The 17233-nt window shown below is 46.9% G+C and carries 15 protein-coding genes, 1 tRNA gene and 1 pseudogene; 15 read left to right on the plus strand and 2 right to left on the minus strand.

Translation table 11 applies throughout. The features are described from left to right. Positions 1-133 precede the first annotated feature (133 nt). From FS818_RS02210 to FS818_RS02265, 12 genes are all read left to right on the plus strand, one after another. Positions 134-1006: an SDR family oxidoreductase gene (locus FS818_RS02210; protein WP_186331518.1), complete on the plus strand. Its 873-nt coding sequence runs from the start codon at positions 134-136 to the stop codon at positions 1004-1006. Positions 1007-1354: 348 nt separating this feature from the next. Further along, positions 1355-1696, plus strand: coding sequence for a cupin domain-containing protein (locus tag FS818_RS02215; protein ID WP_145329187.1), 342 nt, complete (start codon positions 1355-1357; stop codon positions 1694-1696). 277 nt (positions 1697-1973) lie between these two features. After that, complete coding sequence (gene pnpS, locus FS818_RS02220) at positions 1974-3803, plus strand: two-component system histidine kinase PnpS (protein WP_145329189.1); 1830 nt, start codon at positions 1974-1976, stop codon at positions 3801-3803. Between the two features lie 138 nt (positions 3804-3941). Next, positions 3942-4670 carry a response regulator transcription factor gene (locus FS818_RS02225; RefSeq protein WP_090920260.1) on the plus strand — a complete coding sequence of 243 codons (729 nt, stop codon included), beginning with the start codon at positions 3942-3944 and terminating at the stop codon, positions 4668-4670. A 150-nt stretch (positions 4671-4820) separates the two neighbouring features. After that, the gene (locus tag FS818_RS02230) at positions 4821-6017 is read left to right on the plus strand and encodes a methyl-accepting chemotaxis protein (RefSeq protein WP_145329191.1); all 1197 of its coding nucleotides are present in this window, start codon (positions 4821-4823) and stop codon (positions 6015-6017) included. Between the two features lie 252 nt (positions 6018-6269). Further along, a complete protein-coding gene (gene pstB / locus FS818_RS02235; protein ID WP_145329193.1) occupies positions 6270-7025 on the plus strand; it encodes a phosphate ABC transporter ATP-binding protein PstB in 756 nt (251 codons plus the stop codon). 63 nt (positions 7026-7088) lie between these two features. Further along, positions 7089-7748, plus strand: a complete 660-nt coding sequence (gene phoU, locus FS818_RS02240; protein WP_145329195.1) for a phosphate signaling complex protein PhoU — start codon at positions 7089-7091, stop codon at positions 7746-7748. A gap of 247 nt (positions 7749-7995) precedes the next feature. Continuing rightward, positions 7996-10650: a DNA polymerase I gene (gene polA, locus FS818_RS02245; protein WP_145329197.1), complete on the plus strand. Its 2655-nt coding sequence runs from the start codon at positions 7996-7998 to the stop codon at positions 10648-10650. A 60-nt stretch (positions 10651-10710) separates the two neighbouring features. Then, positions 10711-11538 (plus strand): DNA-formamidopyrimidine glycosylase, encoded by an 828-nt coding sequence (mutM, locus tag FS818_RS02250; protein ID WP_145329200.1) that lies wholly within the window; start codon positions 10711-10713, stop codon positions 11536-11538. A gap of 149 nt (positions 11539-11687) precedes the next feature. Then, a complete protein-coding gene (locus FS818_RS02255) occupies positions 11688-12452 on the plus strand; it encodes an MntP/YtaF family protein (RefSeq protein WP_186331520.1) in 765 nt (254 codons plus the stop codon). A gap of 29 nt (positions 12453-12481) precedes the next feature. After that, a complete protein-coding gene (coaE, locus tag FS818_RS02260; RefSeq protein ID WP_145329203.1) occupies positions 12482-13078 on the plus strand; it encodes a dephospho-CoA kinase in 597 nt (198 codons plus the stop codon). Next, positions 13075-13638: a lytic transglycosylase domain-containing protein gene (locus FS818_RS02265; RefSeq protein WP_090920282.1), complete on the plus strand. Its 564-nt coding sequence runs from the start codon at positions 13075-13077 to the stop codon at positions 13636-13638. Before coaE ends, FS818_RS02265 begins: the two co-directional genes overlap by 4 nt. Before the next feature lie 97 nt (positions 13639-13735). Here FS818_RS02265 and FS818_RS02270 read toward each other — a convergent pair whose 3' ends face one another. Next, entirely contained in the window at positions 13736-13957 is a 222-nt protein-coding gene (locus FS818_RS02270) for an alpha/beta-type small acid-soluble spore protein (RefSeq protein WP_017689472.1), read from the minus strand. 115 nt (positions 13958-14072) lie between these two features. On the opposite strand from FS818_RS02270, the gene nrdR reads away from it, so the two are divergent. Both nrdR and FS818_RS02280 read left to right on the plus strand, forming a co-directional pair. Then, on the plus strand, positions 14073-14540 hold the full coding sequence (gene nrdR, locus FS818_RS02275) for a transcriptional regulator NrdR (RefSeq protein WP_090920285.1): 468 nt from the start codon (positions 14073-14075) through the stop codon (positions 14538-14540). 205 nt (positions 14541-14745) lie between these two features. Further along, positions 14746-14818: transfer RNA gene (locus FS818_RS02280), tRNA-Ala, on the plus strand. Positions 14819-14892: 74 nt separating this feature from the next. On the opposite strand, the pseudogene FS818_RS02285 reads toward FS818_RS02280, so the two are convergent. Next, positions 14893-15343, minus strand: a pseudogene (locus FS818_RS02285) (Lrp/AsnC family transcriptional regulator). A gap of 341 nt (positions 15344-15684) precedes the next feature. Here FS818_RS02285 and FS818_RS02290 point away from each other — a divergent pair. Continuing rightward, positions 15685-17154 (plus strand): MFS transporter, encoded by a 1470-nt coding sequence (locus FS818_RS02290; RefSeq protein ID WP_260989768.1) that lies wholly within the window; start codon positions 15685-15687, stop codon positions 17152-17154. Positions 17155-17233 lie beyond the last annotated feature (79 nt).

The following is a 17233-nucleotide window of genomic DNA, read 5'->3' on the forward strand; positions in this document are numbered from 1 at the left end:
TAGAAGAATAATCTGGTCGGTTCATGCCATCCTACAGAATGAGACATATGACGAATGAAAGACAAGGGAGCATGTTGATTGTGTCCAAGTCTTCTTGAAATCAAACATGTTCATTTTGAAAGGAGAAGATACTATGTCAAGCACTACCCAGCAAAAACAACAAACGATGCCTGCACAACATCAGGATCAGCGTCCGGGAATTGAATCCAAGATGAATCCCAAGCCTGAATTCGAGAAGCCGCAGTACAAGGCGGCTGGCAAACTAATGGACAAAGTGGCTTTGATTACAGGAGGGGACAGCGGGATTGGACGCGCTGTTGCTGTGACGTATGCCAAGGAAGGCGCGGATGTGGCGATTGTATACTTAAGTGAACATGAGGATGCAAAGGAAACAAAACGTCAGGTGGAGCAGGAAGGGCGCAAGTGTGTGCTTATCGCAGGTGACATCGGTGATGTGAATTTTGCGAAGAAAAGCGTGCAACAGACAGTCGATGAACTTGGCAAACTCGACATCGTGGTTAACAATGCGGCTGAGCAACATCCGCAACAAAACCTGGAAGATATTACACCGGAGCAACTGGAAAAAACGTTCCGTACCAACATCTTTGGTATGTTTTATGTTACACAGGCAGCTATGCCCCATCTGAAACAAGGGAGCACCGTCATTAACACAACATCGATAACCGCTTATCGGGGAAGCCCGACGTTATTGGATTATTCGTCGACCAAAGGGGCGATTACATCCTTTACTCGTTCATTGTCGATGAATCTGATTGAAAAAGGGATTCGTGTGAATGCCGTAGCCCCTGGCCCGATCTGGACACCTCTGATTCCTTCGACATTTGATGAGCAAAAAGTAAGTGAATTCGGAGCAACGCAACCGATGAAACGTCCTGGACAACCGGATGAGCTGGCACCAGCTTATGTATATCTTGCTTCCGATGACTCTTCTTATGTCAGCGGACAGGTGATGCATGTGAACGGCGGCGAAGTCGTTAACGGATAGGTGATGCCCTGTGCTGCTGATATTGCGGTACGGGTAAGGATATGTGCTGTATCGAGAAAGACGGAACGCTGAATTATCGTTAGCGTTCCGTCTTTTTTTGTTTCTTTTTTCTAATAAGCAGAGGGTTCCGGACAGGGGAGGAAAATTGAAGTCCTATCTATTGTAAGATGCGATTTACAAAAGTCTGTATCTGCGTTGATATATCTATGATACCTTATACAGGTCTGACTTTAAAGCAATGGAGTGAGTCAGAGGGGAAGAAGGCAGATGTATTGCTCATTTTACTCGGAAAGATATCTCATTAGATGTGATATGATAAACCGGATAACATATTCGGGAGGCACTCATATGAAAATTAGCAAACAAGAGGCATCACATTATATATGGGGAGCTCAGTGTGATGGTTGGCATCTGGTTCAGGGAGAGACACTTAGTGTGATTCATGAGCGAATGCCCGCAGGCACGACAGAAACAAGGCATGTACATGTGAAGAGTCGCCAATTCTTTTTTGTTCTTAGCGGTGAGGCTTGTATGGAGCTGAATGGAGAGACCTATGTACTGGAAACACATGAAGGCATCGAAATCCCGCCGGGAGCACCCCATCAGATGCAAAATCGAAGTGCACAAGATGTGGAATTTCTAGTCATATCACATCCAACGACACGCGGTGACCGCACCGAAATAAATTGATAAATAAAGGTTTGTTTTCATCATTTGAATTTAATATTCACTTATTTACATATGAACGGAGAGGACAGAAAAAACCTGAAAAAGCGGAGCTAAAAGCTTTCTGAAAGAAAGCTGCATCGGAAGCATAAGCTTCGCCTTTATCACCGGATTTTCCCCTTTGGAAAAGGGAATCCAAAAAATCTGGGGATAACCGCTACTCTCCAGGTTATTCTGTCATCGGAGTGGCTATGTAAATGTTTTGTTCAACGGATTAAAATATAACAGAAGGAAGAGATTAATGAGACCGTTTCGCGTTCGCCTCGCTCTAATCATGATGGTGCTCATTGGCGTATCCGTCATTGTCGCAGGGTATACAATGGGCAGAGTTTTCAAGACTACTCACATCGCCGCACTGGAACAAACAATGGTGCGTGAGATTAATTTGTTAAAAGCGACTTTCCCGTTTCACGATGCTTCGAATCCAACCTCATCCGAAACACGGAAATATTACTCGGATCGGGCGTTGGAACTGGACCGTCTGACAGACTCACGGGTAACCTTTATTAATAAAGACGGTGTCGTCATCGGCGATTCCGAGAGCGACCCTGCGACAATGGATAATCACCTGAATCGGGAAGAGATCCGGACGGCTACGGAAGGGACTTTTGGACAGTCCATCCGATATAGTGCAACGTTAGGCCAGGACATGCTGTATGTTGCGCTGCCTGTTAATTCGGATCAAAGTGACATGATTGAAATGCCAAGTGGCAAATTCGACGGTTTTATTCGTCTGTCTATGAGTTTGCAAGCGGTGGATCAAGGACTGCAACGCGGATGGATGATTATGTTTGCTGCCCTCGGCCTGCTTTTTCTCATTGTGGCATTTGTCAGTTACCGGGTAGCTAGAGGTTTAACATCGCCCATCGAGCATATCACCAAAGTGGCACACCGGATTACGAAGCTGGAGTACGATGCAAGAGTAAAAGTAACACGCAGGGACGAGATCGGCCAATTGGGTCTGGCAATTAACGGAATGGCAGATAGTCTGCAGTCCCAACTCAAAACCATACGAGACAATGAAGCATTGCTTCAAAGTGTCTTGGCGAATATGACGGGCGGGATCGTCATGATTGATGCAACGCAGTCGATTGCACTGGTTAATCGGGAAGCAGAGCGTATGCTCGGCATTCAGGCCGTGAAGGTTACAGGTAGACCTTATACGGAACTCAAGCGGCATTATGAGCTGACACGCACGATTGAAGAGAGCGTAGCTAATCAGGAACGGATGCACGAAGAAGTAAGTGTATTTAACCCGGAAGAACGGTTGATAAGGCTGGATGGCGTGCCGATGTCGGAAGACAATGGCGGATATCGGGGAATGTTATTCCTGCTCCAGGATGTAACCGCGATTCGCAGATTGGAATCCATGCGTAGCGAGTTTGTGGCCAATGTCTCTCATGAACTCAAAACACCTGTGGCAGCAGTGAAGGGATTTGCAGAAACCTTACTAAGCGGCGGTGTACAGGATAAGGAAACGGAACGTTCTTTCCTGCAGATTATTTATGATGAAGGTGATCGACTAAACCGCTTGATTGGAGATATTCTCGAGTTATCCAAGATTGAATCGAAACGTGCACCGCTGGAATGTTCACCAGTGCATGTGCATTCCTTCTTCGAAATGGTGCTTGGAACTTTGTCCAAGGTAGCGGAGAAAAAGCAGATTCGTCTGGAAATGAATGTACCGGAGGAACTGTATATTGAAGCGGATGAGGATAAAATGAAGCAGATTTTCATTAATCTCTTATCCAACGGCATAAATTATACACCTGAGGGTGGAAGAGTGAAGCTCCAGGTGAAGATGGATCAGACGAGTGAGGAAGAGCAGGTGGTTTTCTCGGTCTCCGACACAGGAATTGGTATTCCGAAGAAGGATTTGCCGCGAATCTTTGAACGTTTCTACCGTGTAGACAAAGGTCGATCACGGAATTCGGGAGGAACGGGACTTGGACTCTCTATCGTTAAGCACCTGGTGGAGCTACATCACGGAAAGGTGTCGGTTAATAGTGAACTGGGCATGGGAAGCACCTTCCGTGTCACCCTACCATTAATTCAGGAGGAAGAAATCTAGTTTACTTCAAGAAGAAATGTAGGCGTATAGAAGCAAAATGTAAAATGAGTCTTTTGCTTTACACAGCGTTAACAAATTAGTGCTATGATAGAAAAAGTGTTGTGGCAACAGACAACCTATGAAGAGAGAAGGGGTATCATGGCACAGCGTTTGCTGGTTATTGAAGATGAACCGACATTATCGAGATTACTTACGTATAACCTGACACAGGAAGGTTATGACGTAACGGCAGAGGATCATGGGTCAGCAGGATATGACCGGGCCTTGTCTCAGGATTTCGATTTGATTCTACTGGATCTGATGCTGCCAGGCATGAATGGTCTGGATATTCTGAACAAACTGCGTATTCAGGGAGTAAGCACTCCTGTCATTATCCTTACCGCCAAGAACGGTGAAGCCGAGGTTGTGCAAGGGCTGAAATCGGGTGCAGATGATTACATTACGAAACCGTTTGGTGTATCCGAGCTTTTGGCACGGGTAGATGCGGTACTCAGACGTTATTCGAATGGCGACGATTTACCGCAGCCTGAGGATAAAGACGGCTCACGTATTATTCTTGGCGAACTTGAAATTTATCCGTTGAAGTATGAAGTGACTTTGGGCGGACAATCGATCAGCCTGCGTCCGAAGGAGTTCGAAGTCCTGTTATATCTCGCTAAAAAGCCTGGCGTGGTGCTCACCCGGGATGACCTGATGAATGCCGTATGGGGTTTTGATTATATCGGAGGCCAGCGGACCGTGGATGTACACGTCAGTTCATTACGTAAAAAGCTGGAGCTTGATCCTGAATCCGTTCATATCGATTCCATCCGCGGCGTAGGTTATAAATTGGTTGTCAAAAGAAAAACTCCCCATCATTCTAGTTAAATGATCGGGGAGTTTTATTTTTACCTCCTTTTTACACAAAGGAAGATTTTTCTTCATTTATGGGGAGTAGGATGAAGTTATCCAAGTGATACTTTGTACCTAAAAACCCACCTTAGGGCGGAGCTAACACGTAAAGGAGAATGTGTAATTATGCCCATGTTGTTAGAGGTTAGACCTGAGAATCTGGATGTTAGTTTACCAAAAGAGGAAGAAATGGTGTTCGTACCTGAGTTGCAATCGGACGAATCAACAAGTGAAGTTCAGGAAGAACATGCCGTTTCTATAAACGAATATTTCCGTCAGGTGCCTGTAGCTAGAGGAGATACTACCTGCGGAGAGGCTGCGGCGATGTTAAGTGACGGACTGGAGCATCCGTGTATTGTGCTCTGTGATGAACACATGAAACCGACAGGATTATTGATGCGTGAGAACTTGTATCGTTTACTGAACGGAAGGTTCGCAGCGGACTTATTTTATCGTAAACCGATTATGAATGTAGCTAACGCATCACCGGTTATTGTAGATATACATATGGAACCTGCAGCAATTATTGATGCCGCGCTTCGGCGGGATGAGGATCATTTTTATGACTGCCTGCTCGTAACGGAACAGGATCGCTTGCTTGGGGTACTGACGATCCGTGATGTGATGTCTCTCTCCCGTAAGCTCCAGCAGGAGGCATCCGCAGACCGTATATCTACCGTGACGGAGAGTGGACAGGAAATCTCACGCATTCATGAGGCCGTAACCAAACTGGTTCAAGCGGCGAATCAGACCGTGCAAGAAGCAGGGCAGGTTATCAGGTTATCCAATGAGGGAGAAGGGCGTCTGCGTCAAGTTGAGTCTTCCTACCTTCAGGTTCATGAGCATATGGAAGATCAGGGCAAACACGCAAGTCAGATGCTCGAATCTATCAAAACGGGTGCAGGAATGGCACGTTCCATTCGAACGTTGGCGGATCAGAGCGGGCTTTTGGCACTGAATGCATCGATAGAGGCTGCGCATGCCGGAGAGTACGGCCGGGGGTTCCAGATTGTTGCCGGAGAGATCCGGGCACTTGCCAAACAGACACGGGAAGTGGCTGGAAACATGACCGTATTGCTTCAGGATATTGAAAGCTTAACCCAGAAGACCGTATCCCTCATTCAGGCGAGTGGAACTGAAATCGATGAGAGTGCGAAGTATGTGCAGGAAGGTGCGGCAGCGTTTGGGAAGTTGAATCATGCGGTAAATGCTTTGTCCTGCATCGTTGGAACCATTGCTACCGAAGGCGAGGAAGCTGGCAGGGTCGCAGCAAATATTCAGTTGAAGCTGAAGACTATGATTACGGATCATTCCGAGCTATGAATTAATGTATAACCGAGGCATAGAGTATAACGGAATTCGTGCAAAGCAAAAAATGAGAGACCTGGGAATTTGATATAACGGCTAGGTCTTCTTCAGGTGTTTTTACATTCCGTTAACATGAAGGTGGTACTGTTTTTACAATGTTACGTTAGGATATTAAAGATGACTGTGCTGATTGTTAGAGAATATGAACGCCGGTCTCAACGTAAAGGGAATCCGATGATCCCTGCAGCGAAGGAGAAGTGAGCATCCATGAAAGACCTCATTCACATTGATGGGCTTAATTTATACTATGATACGCATCACGCGCTTAAAAATATATCGATGGATCTGCCGGAGAAAACCGTTACGGCGTTTATCGGGCCGTCAGGCTGCGGTAAGTCAACATTGCTCCGCACATTAAACCGGATGAATGACATGATTCCGGGTGTTCGTGTGGAAGGACAAGTTATGCTGAACGGTTCGGATATTTATAGCAATGAGATTGAAGTGGAGACGCTTCGCAAACGGGTAGGCATGGTATTCCAACAGCCGAATCCTTTTCCAAAATCCATTTATGATAACGTAGCATATGGACCGCGTCTGCACGGCGTAACCCAAAAAGCAGAACTGGATCAACTCGTCGAGCAGAGTCTGGTGCATGCGGCGCTGTGGGATGAAGTCAAGGATGTGCTGAAAAAATCGGCGTTAAGTCTGTCTGGTGGACAGCAACAACGTCTGTGCATCGCACGTGCACTTGCAGTACAACCGGATGTGTTGCTGATGGACGAAGCAACTTCGGCGCTGGACCCGATCTCTACGCTGAAAATCGAGGAATTGGTCAAAGAGTTGCATCATAAATATACCATCGTCATGGTTACGCACAACATGCATCAGGCCGCGCGAGTATCTGGACGAACGGTATTTTTCCTGAATGGTGAAGTGGTGGAGGCAGCTGATACGGAGACGTTATTCTCCACACCGCAAGATTCCCGGACCGAGGACTATATATCCGGCCGGTTTGGATAAGGCGAGCTGAACAGGATGATCCCGGCTTACCCGGAGATGATGGAGAAGGAGGACATGAAATCTATGATTCGCAGAAAAGAATTTGATCAAGAGCTGGAAGAACTGCGCACCCTGCTTAAACAAATGGGGGAACATGTAGGAAATGCCTTGGACGGTGCTATTGAGAGTTTGCAGACATTGAATGTGGAGAAAGCTCAGATCATCATTAAGAATGATGCGAATCTCAATGCCCTTGAGGACAAAATCATGGAGCTGGGCTCCAAGCTGATTATTACACAGCAACCCGTTGCGAAGGATTTAAGACGCATTATCGTGGCCTTCAAAATCTCCAGTGACTTGGAGCGTATGGGGGATCTGGCCCTCGACGTGGCAAAGGTAACGATCCGCATGGAAGGTCAAGAGCTGATCAAGCCGCTGGTGGATATTCCGCGTATGGCTGAAGTGGTGAAATCCATGATTGATGAGTCCATTGAGTCCTATCTGAAAGAAAACACGGATCTGGCCTATAAAATGGCACAAACGGATGATCAGGTCGATCAGTTGTACAGCAACATGATTCGTGATCTCTATACGTTGATGACGGATCATCCAACGAATGCATCTCAGGCGATGTTGCTCTTGATGGTTGGACGTTACATTGAACGTATTGGTGATCACGCGACCAACATTGGTGAGAGCACCGTGTATCTGGTGACAGGTCAGCGTCCGGACCTGAACCAGTAAGTTGTTCCGGGCAAGCTCTGCTGCACAAGCAATGAAACATGCACATACAAGATAAGAGTTGATGATCGAAATGGGGAACTTTCTTCCGGCTGGCCTGTGCACAGGCTAACTGGGAAGGAGGTTCTTTTTTTGCGGAAGAAATGTGGTAAAAAGGGGTATGAAGTTTTTTTGATGTAGGTGGCAGGTATGGTATCATGAGATTAGGTATGTAAGTACAGTCTGACCATATGATACGCGAGGTGCTGGAATGGACAAGTTTATTCTTATAGATGGAAATAGCATTATTTATCGGGCATTTTTTGCAATGCCTCCCCTGACGAATTCGAAAGGACTGCACACCAATGCGGTGTACGGCTTTACGACGATGCTGCTGCGCTTGCTGGAAGAACACAAGCCTACACATGTGATGGTGGCGTTTGATGCGGGTAAAGTGACGTTCCGTCATGAGGGATATCAGGAATACAAGGGTGGACGGGAAAAGACACCGCCGGAGTTGTCCGAGCAGTTTCCTTTGCTCAAAGAACTCTTGCAAGGACTCGGGATTGCCCAGTTTGAACTGGCAGGTTACGAGGCGGATGATATTATCGGAACGCTGACCAAACGCGCGGATGATGCAGGAAGACAGGTTCTCGTGGTGTCGGGTGACAAGGATATGCTGCAGCTTGCTTCCGAGCATGTACATATCGGTCTGACGCGTAAAGGGGTTACAGAGATTGAACTGTATGACCCGGCTCAGATCAAGGAACGTTACGGTCTGACACCCTTGCAGATTATTGATCTGAAAGGTCTGATGGGCGATGCTTCGGATAATATTCCGGGTATTCCGGGTGTCGGGGAGAAAACGGCGCTGAAGCTGCTGCACCAGTTTGGATCGGTGGAAGAAGTGCTGAACGGTACGGGTGAACTGAAAGGCAAGATGAAGGAAAAGATTGAAACCCACGCCGAGGATGCACGCATGAGCAAACAGCTGGCGACTATTCACCGGGAGGTTCCGCTCGAGCAGACGTGGGAGGACATGCAGTTTGACGGATTGAAGGAAGCAAGTGCGGGACCGGCGCTTGCCAAGCTGGAATTTAAATCGTTGCTGGAGCGCTTGTCTTTTAGCGGCAGCGTGGCTTCCGAGCAAGAGGCTGTTCCGGCGGCTGAGGTTGAATCTACGATTGCAACAGAAGATAACATAGCTGATTTGATTGATATGTTGGATTCGATCGATGTGCTACATGTTGAGACCCATGGGGACAATCCGCATCAGGCGAAGCTTGTTGGTCTTGCTGTAGGTGCCGGGGAGAAATATACGTTCATATCTCCGGAATTGCTAAAGTCTGATCCGGCAACTCCTGTAAGGGAATGGCTTGCAAGTGCTGACCAGCCGAAGCGCGGATATGATCTGCATCGTGTGGATTTGGCTTTGCATGCACATGGCATTGAATTCGCAGGTGCATCCTTTGATGTGCAGCTTGCTGCTTATTTGCTTGACCCGACCGAGTCGAATCAGACAATCAGCGGTTTGACGTCCAAGTATGGGCTGCCTTCACTGGTTGAAGACGATAGTGTTCTGGGGAAAGGGGCTAAATACAGAGTACCAGAGGCGGAAGTTCTGGGCGATTTCCTGTGCCGGAAAGCCGCTGCACTGGCCGCGATTATTCCCCTTCAGGAACAAGCGCTGGAGAGCGATGAGATGAACTCACTGTTCCATGAGTTAGAGATGCCGTTATCCCGTATTCTTGCCGACATGGAGAAGCAGGGAATCAAGGCGAATACTGAAGACTTACAAGCCCTTGGTCGTGAATTTGAAGGACAGATCGGCAAACTGATGGCGGAAATCTACAAGTTGTCCGGTACGGAGTTTAATCTGAACTCACCAAGACAACTCGGTGAGATTTTGTTTGACAAGCTGGGCCTGCCTGTCGTGAAGAAAACAAAAACAGGCTACTCCACAGACGCTGAAGTGCTCGAAAAGCTGGCTCCGTATAACGACGTGGTGCAGCACATTTTGCAATATCGCCAGCTTGCCAAGCTGCAATCCACTTATGTGGAAGGTTTGCTGAAAGAGATATCGGAACGGGACGGCAAGGTGCATACGTTCTATCGTCAAACCATTGCAGCAACAGGACGACTGAGTAGCCAGTTTCCGAACTTGCAGAACATTCCGATTCGTATGGAAGAAGGACGCAAAATTCGTAAGGTCTTCGTACCTTCAGAGCCTGGTTGGTCTATTTTGGCAGCCGACTACTCCCAGATTGAACTGCGTGTTCTGGCTCACATCTCGGATGATGAGCGTCTGAAAGAAGCTTTTGTACATGATATGGATATCCATACGAAGACTGCCTCCGATGTATTTGGCGTGAAGCCGGAGGATGTGGACAGCGATATGCGTCGTTCTGCGAAGGCGGTTAACTTCGGGATCGTATACGGCATCAGTGATTATGGTCTATCGCAAAACTTGAACATTACGCGCAAAGAAGCGGCACAGTTTATCGATCAGTATTTTGAAATATTCCAAGGTGTGCGCCGTTATATGGATGATATTGTGAAGGATGCACGCCGGGACGGTTTTGTGAAAACGATGCTGGAACGCCGCCGTTATCTGCCCGAAATCAACGCAAGTAATTTCAATCTGCGTTCCTTCGCGGAACGTACCGCGATGAACACACCGATTCAAGGTACTGCGGCTGATATCATTAAGCTGGCTATGGTACAGATGGACGAGGCGCTGCGCGAACGTAAGTTGCAGAGTCGTATGTTACTTCAGGTACACGATGAGCTCGTGTTTGAAGTGCCGGCGGATGAACTGGAGCTAATGAAGGAGCTTGTGCCTTCGGTGATGGAAAAGGCGCTTCCGCTGTCGGTGCCGCTGAAAGCAGAGGTTAGCTTTGGTGAGAACTGGTATGAAGCAAAATAGATAAGAAGGGGTAACGCTGAGCGCCATCTTCCGTTATAATATAAGGGAGGTGAGAACATCATGCCGGAACTACCGGAAGTCGAAACAGTCAGAAGAACGTTGAATCAACTTATTGTAGGTAAAACGATTGAACAAGTTACCGTTAATTTGCCGCGAATTATTCAGCGGCCTGACGATATAGAAGCATTTGCATTGGAACTGGCAGGACATACCGTAATTGGTGTAGAGCGCCGGGGCAAGTTTTTACGTATTTTGTTGGACGGGCTTGTGCTGGTCTCCCATCTGCGGATGGAGGGACGTTACGGTGTGTATCATCAGCACGAAGAGGTAGAGAAACATACTCATGTCATCTTCCATTTCAATGATGGCACGGAATTGCGATACAAGGATGTTCGTCAGTTTGGAACGATGCATCTGTTCAGCGCAGGCGAAGAACTGGTTTCGAAACCGCTTATGAAGCTTGGACTGGAGCCGCTGGATGAGGCTTTTACGGTGAATGCATTCCGCGATGCAGTGGGGAAACGAACCACCAAAATCAAAGCTGTTTTGCTGAATCAGGCATATGTGGTTGGCATCGGGAATATTTATGTGGACGAGGCTCTCTTCCGTGCAGGTATACATCCCGAGACGATTGCCAAGACGCTGACCGAAGCACAGCTGAAGGTTTTGCATGAAGCCATTGTGGCTACGTTGCAGGATGCGGTGAATGCAGGAGGCTCCTCGATCAAGTCATATGTTAATGGGCAAGGCGAGATGGGCATGTTCCAGCATCAACTGAAAATTTATGGTCGCAAAGCGGAACCTTGTGTTACGTGTGGTACGTTGATTGAAAAAAGCGTCGTTGGCGGACGTGGCACGCATTTTTGCCCGAATTGTCAGCGACTTTGATCTCACGAACCAGAACTGAATCAATGAAATGATGAAATCATAGCACCCTTGGATTCCTCCCTCCATATACTGATATGGCAGAAATAAGCGGGCATATACCCATACTGACTTCATCAGTTGGCACGTACCGCACAGGGGAGGAATCCGGGGTGCTGCATCATTTTATTTCATTACTGGCGCTTGCTTTTGCAGTGAGTTTAGATGGTTTTGGAGTTGGGATTACATATGGACTTCGGAGGACCAAGATTCCGCTCTTATCCATTGCTATTATTTCACTTTGTTCGGGATTGGTTATTGCAGTGTCTATGCAGGTTGGGGTGTTATTATCTCATGTCGTGTCGCCAGGTGTAGCTTCGATTGTGGGTGCTGTCATTCTGATTGTGATCGGTGCGTGGTCGCTCTTGCAACTGATCAGGCGGAGGGGCAAAGAACGTGAGGAAGCAGAGAGTGGATTGGTGCAAGAGAGATTACTTCTGGAAAATGGAGCAACGGATTCGGGGCTTTCATCCAGAGGCAAGAATCAATTAATGGTTCTGGAAGTGCAACCTTCACCAACGGATGGTTCGGTGGAGCGCATGGTATTTACACTGGAGCTGCGCAAGCTTGGTGTGGTCATTCAAATTTTGCGTAGCCCCTCCAAGGCGGACATGGATAACTCAGGCAGTATCTCCGCACAGGAAGCAATGTGGCTCGGAATCGCGCTGTCATTAGACGCCTTTGGAGCAGGTCTGGGTGCGGCATTACTTGGATTCCCTACGCTGTGGACAGCACTGGTGATTGCGTTGTTTAGCGGGGCGTTTCTGTCACTTGGCATGAAGGTAGGATTACGGTTTGCAGCACAGCGTTGGATGCAGAAGCTTTCCATTCTGCCAGCCCTGCTGTTAATGATTATGGGAATATTCAAGTTGTTTTGAGGAGTAATTAAGTGTTATGAGGTGAGACGATGAATATAGGCTTAACAGGCGGAATCGCAACAGGCAAAAGCAGTGTTTCCGCCTATCTGGCCAGTAAGGGAGCGCTGCTCATCGATGCAGATGTTATTGCCCGGGAAGTCATGTTGCCTGGGCATCCCGTTTTGGCTGCCGCTGTTCAGCGGTTTGGACAAGCCATACTGAATGAGGATGGAACGTTGGATCGGAAAAAGTTAGGGAGTATTGTTTTTCAGCACCCTGAGGAACGTAAAGCGCTTGAGGCCATCACTCATCCCGCCATACGGAAGGAGATGCGTGAGAGAGCGGCTGCATATGAGTTGAACCATCCGGACAAGCTGGTAGTATCGGATATTCCTTTGTTGTACGAGTCGGGTCTGGAAGATGGTTTTACGGAAGTTATGGTCGTATATGTACCTAGAGCAGTACAACTGGAACGACTGATGAACCGCGATCAGATGAACCAGGCTGACGCCGAAGCACGCATAGCGGCACAGATGGATATTGAACGCAAAAAAGAGCGGGCAGATATCGTGATTGATAACAGCGGATCATGGGCTCAGACGGAGAAGCAGCTTGAATTATTTTTAACGCATAAGGGTTTGTTATGAAAATATTGCGTAAAAAACGTGTACTGCTGATCATGTTTGTTTCCTTTGTACTTGTGTTATTTCTAAATACGAACTGGATGGCCTGGTTTTATCCGATTGAATACAAGGAAGAGATTCGGGCACAATCCCAGAGTTATGAGGTTGATCCGTTTCTGATCGCCTCCATTATCAGGGTGGAGACCAATTTCAAAACAAGCAAAGAATCCAAACGTGGTGCAATCGGACTGATGCAGCTCATGCCGGATACGGCGAACTGGATATTGGAACAAGCCAAAATTCCGGATACTTCGCTGGAGGAATTGAAACATGAACCCGGGCGAAATATTCAACTGGGGACATGGTATCTGCGTAATCTGTCAGACCAGTTCGGTGGCAACGAAATCGTGATGATTGCCGCTTATAATGCTGGACCGGGGAAGGTCAGTAGCTGGTTGAAAAATGGTGTATGGGATGGCACGCTTGAAACGGTAAAAGATATTCCTTTTGGTGAGACACGCCACTATGTACAACGGGTTATTTACTATTATAATCAGTATGTGAAGATCTACGATACGTTTTAGAGCGATTGCTGGGAAAAGATAAGGAGAAGCACGGAGCAGACCGGTAGTGTACCGGCCGCACCATGCTCCTCTGTGTAACGTATTACGATGCAGATAATTATTGGTATTGACCTGCCAATTGCTGTTCTGCAATTGTTACCAGACGCTTCGTGATGTATCCACCGATCGAACCGTTCTCGTAAGAAGTCATGTTACCTTGGTACCCATCTTGTGGGATGCTGATTCCGAGTTCTTGAGCGACTTCATATTTCATTTGCTCCAGGGCTGCGGAAGCTTTAGTTACAACCAAGTTGTTGGAGTTACCGTTGCTTTGTGCCATTGCTGTTCACCTCCTCGCGGGTTGGTAAAAGTATTATGTGTCGTGAATGCGATTTTCATAACAAAATATGCTCAGGGAATATGTGGTAAAAAGTAAAAGTGGGAAGTGATCTAAGTTGAAATGTCCTTATTGTGGTTATCTAGGTACCAAAGTGTTGGATTCCAGACCAGCCAATGAATCGAAATCCATTCGCCGCCGCCGCGAATGCGAGCAGTGCGCGAGAAGATTCACAACTTTTGAAATGATTGAAGAAACCCCTTTGATTGTCATCAAGAAGGATGGCAGTCGGGAAGAATTCAGCCGTGACAAAATTCTTCGTGGATTGATCCGTGCGTGTGAGAAGCGTCCTGTCTCTGTAGAAACGCTGGAGATGATGGTATCTGAAGTGGAGAAATCACTGCGTAACACAGCCGAGGCTGAAGTGGAAAGCCGCCAGATCGGTGAGCTTTTAATGGAACAGCTGTTTCCGGTGGATGAGGTGGCGTATGTGCGATTTGCTTCTGTGTACCGCCAGTTCAAAGACATTAACATGTTCATGAAAGAACTGAAATCACTGCTGTCCAAGGAAGATCTGGAGGACTAATGTAGTGGGGGAAAAGGAGAAGAGCAATCCGGAGCTGCATTCTGGTATATGCCATGCCGTGTGTGCCCGTAACATGAATGTTCTTCTCCATAGATTTCGGTGCTTCAGAAGGGTATTGACAGTCCAGAAGGGATTTTATATGATATAGAAGTCGCCTGTAAAATGAGTTTTTAGCAGTGCTGGACAAGATGTAACTTCATATCCTGGGGCCTTAGCTCAGCTGGGAGAGCGCATCGCTGGCAGCGATGAGGTCAGGGGTTCGATCCCCCTAGGCTCCATAACTAAAGAACGCCATCACGTCATGTGATGGCGTTTTTTTCTATAGATTTCATAGGGACAGCTCAGAGATTCATTAGTCAACCATCCGCGCATCTTCAAGAGAAGGAATAAGATTTCTATGATCGATTGGTGAAGACATAACAATCAGGATTGTATATGTTCCATATTTATCGCACTGGTTTCCAAACTCTTCAAGAGCACGCGTGGATTCGGTCACTACTTTTAATAAGTAACTGTGTTCCCCGCTTATGCGGTGGCACTCGGCAACATGAGGAGATGCATGGACAAAATCAAGAAATGCCAGGCAGTCTCTAGTCCGGAACAGCATGTAAGCGGCCGAATCCTTCCCGATTTTTTCAGGGGATATGACGGTGCGATATTCCTTTATAACTCCACTTTCCTATTCTTCTGACTCGCTCCGTTACAGCTGGTTGGGACAAACCCACACATTTACCCAGCTCCGTCATTGATATCCTTGCCTGATTTTGAAGAAAAAAGAGAATTTGCTTATCTCTTTGATCCACTTCAAATGTCCTCCTTTAATTTTAAGGTGTAATCTAAAAAGACGTTGAATTATTAAGTGTAGTAATCATAATGCATTTATTATGTCATGTAAAATGGCTGATTTAAATTATATAATTACCTCACCCCAATATAGTGATTAATTGAGAAAAAGTTAGAGAGGATGTTTACCATTGAGCAAATCTGATTTAGGCGAGGTAGAAAAGGATGATTTCTGGGCACAAATTGAGAAGGTCAATGTTTGTATGAGGTATGCTTCAATTTGCAATTCTAAGTCTGGAGGGAACCATTAATGCTTCTCTATCCCTCCAACAAAAATATAATTGCATTGGCAGCTATATGTTTGTCAGCGCTAATGTTTGGTCTCGAAATTTCCAGCGTGCCAGTGATACTGCCAACACTGGAGAAGATACTGCATGGTAATCTCAAGGATATGCAATGGATTATGAATGCTTACACGATTGCTAGTACAACGGTTCTGATGGCTGTTGGAACGCTGGCTGACCGGTTTGGGAGAAGGCGTATTTTTATTATCAGCCTCGTCCTGTTCGGCATTACATCCTTGATTTGTGGCTTGGCACAAAGTTCGACGATACTCATTATTAGCCGATTTCTTCAGGGAGTAGGCGCAGGAGCGATGCTAATATGCCAGATAGCCATTCTTTCGTATCAGTTTAAGGAAGGAAAAGAACGAAGTAAAGCCTTTGGCGCATGGGGAATCGTATTTGGTATTGGCCTCGGTTTTGGACCCATTATCGGCGGCTTGATTATGGCCGTTTCCAGTTGGCATTGGGTTTTCCTAGTCCACGTCCCATTGACCATTCTTACTTTGCTCTTTGTTTTAGGTAGCGTACAGGAGTCTAGCGATCCACAGGCCAAAAAGCTGGACATTATCGGTATCGTCACGCTTTCATGTACCGTTTTTGGGCTGGCATACTTTATCACACAAGGGCCTGAACTTGGCTTTACCAGCATAGCTGCGATTAGCATACTTATTGCAACGGTATCATGTTTCATTATATTTTTGTTTTCAGAGAAGCTCAGTCCCCATCCGATGTTCGACTTTTCCGTATTCAGGATACGTAATTTTTCTGGTGCTCTTTTTGGCTCCGTCGGCATGAATTTCAGTTTCTGGCCGTTCATGATTTACTTGCCAATCTATTTCCAGAGCGGCCTGGGTTACAGCACGGTGGCAGCTGGACTGTCACTCTTGGCTTATACGCTGCCCACTCTGGTGTTTCCACCTTTGGCAGAGCGCCTTTCGCTCCGTTACCAGCCAGGTATAGTCATTCCATCGGGTCTATTCATGATTGGTACAGGCTTCATTTTGATGAAATTTGGCAGTGGCATGGATCACGCTAGCTGGTTGACCATGCTCCCTGGTTCTCTACTCGCTGGCATTGGGCTTGGTTTAACAAACACACCTGTAACCAACACGACGACCGGCTCGGTTCCAAGTACTCGTGCAGGTATGGCTTCCGGCATAGACACGAGTGCCCGATTGATCAGTCTAGCCATCAATATTGCCGTGATGGGATTCATTCTGCAGGAAGGTATCCTTTCCTATTTGAAGCGGGTTCTTCCTGGGACAGACGATGTAACGCAATTGCGCGCTTTGGCCGAGAAAATAGCCGCTGGAAATACATCTCTCCATCAAAATTTTCCAGAGCTGACCTCACTTGATGCATCTGGAACTGTGGTTCACACGGCTCTTGTGAACGGATTTGGTTGGGTGATGCTCTATGGGGGTATAGGCGTGTGGGTGTTGGCCGCAATCAGTTTTATAATTTTTGCACCAAAGAAATCATTGTAGCAAAAGTAGAGTGTAAAGACTATCACTGGCGGCGATGAGGTCAGGGGCTTGATCCTTTAATTTCCATAAGAGTGTAACA

The sequence above is a fragment of the Paenibacillus xylanexedens genome (assembly GCF_007680605.1).
GTDB lineage: Bacteria > Bacillota > Bacilli > Paenibacillales > Paenibacillaceae > Paenibacillus > Paenibacillus xylanexedens_B.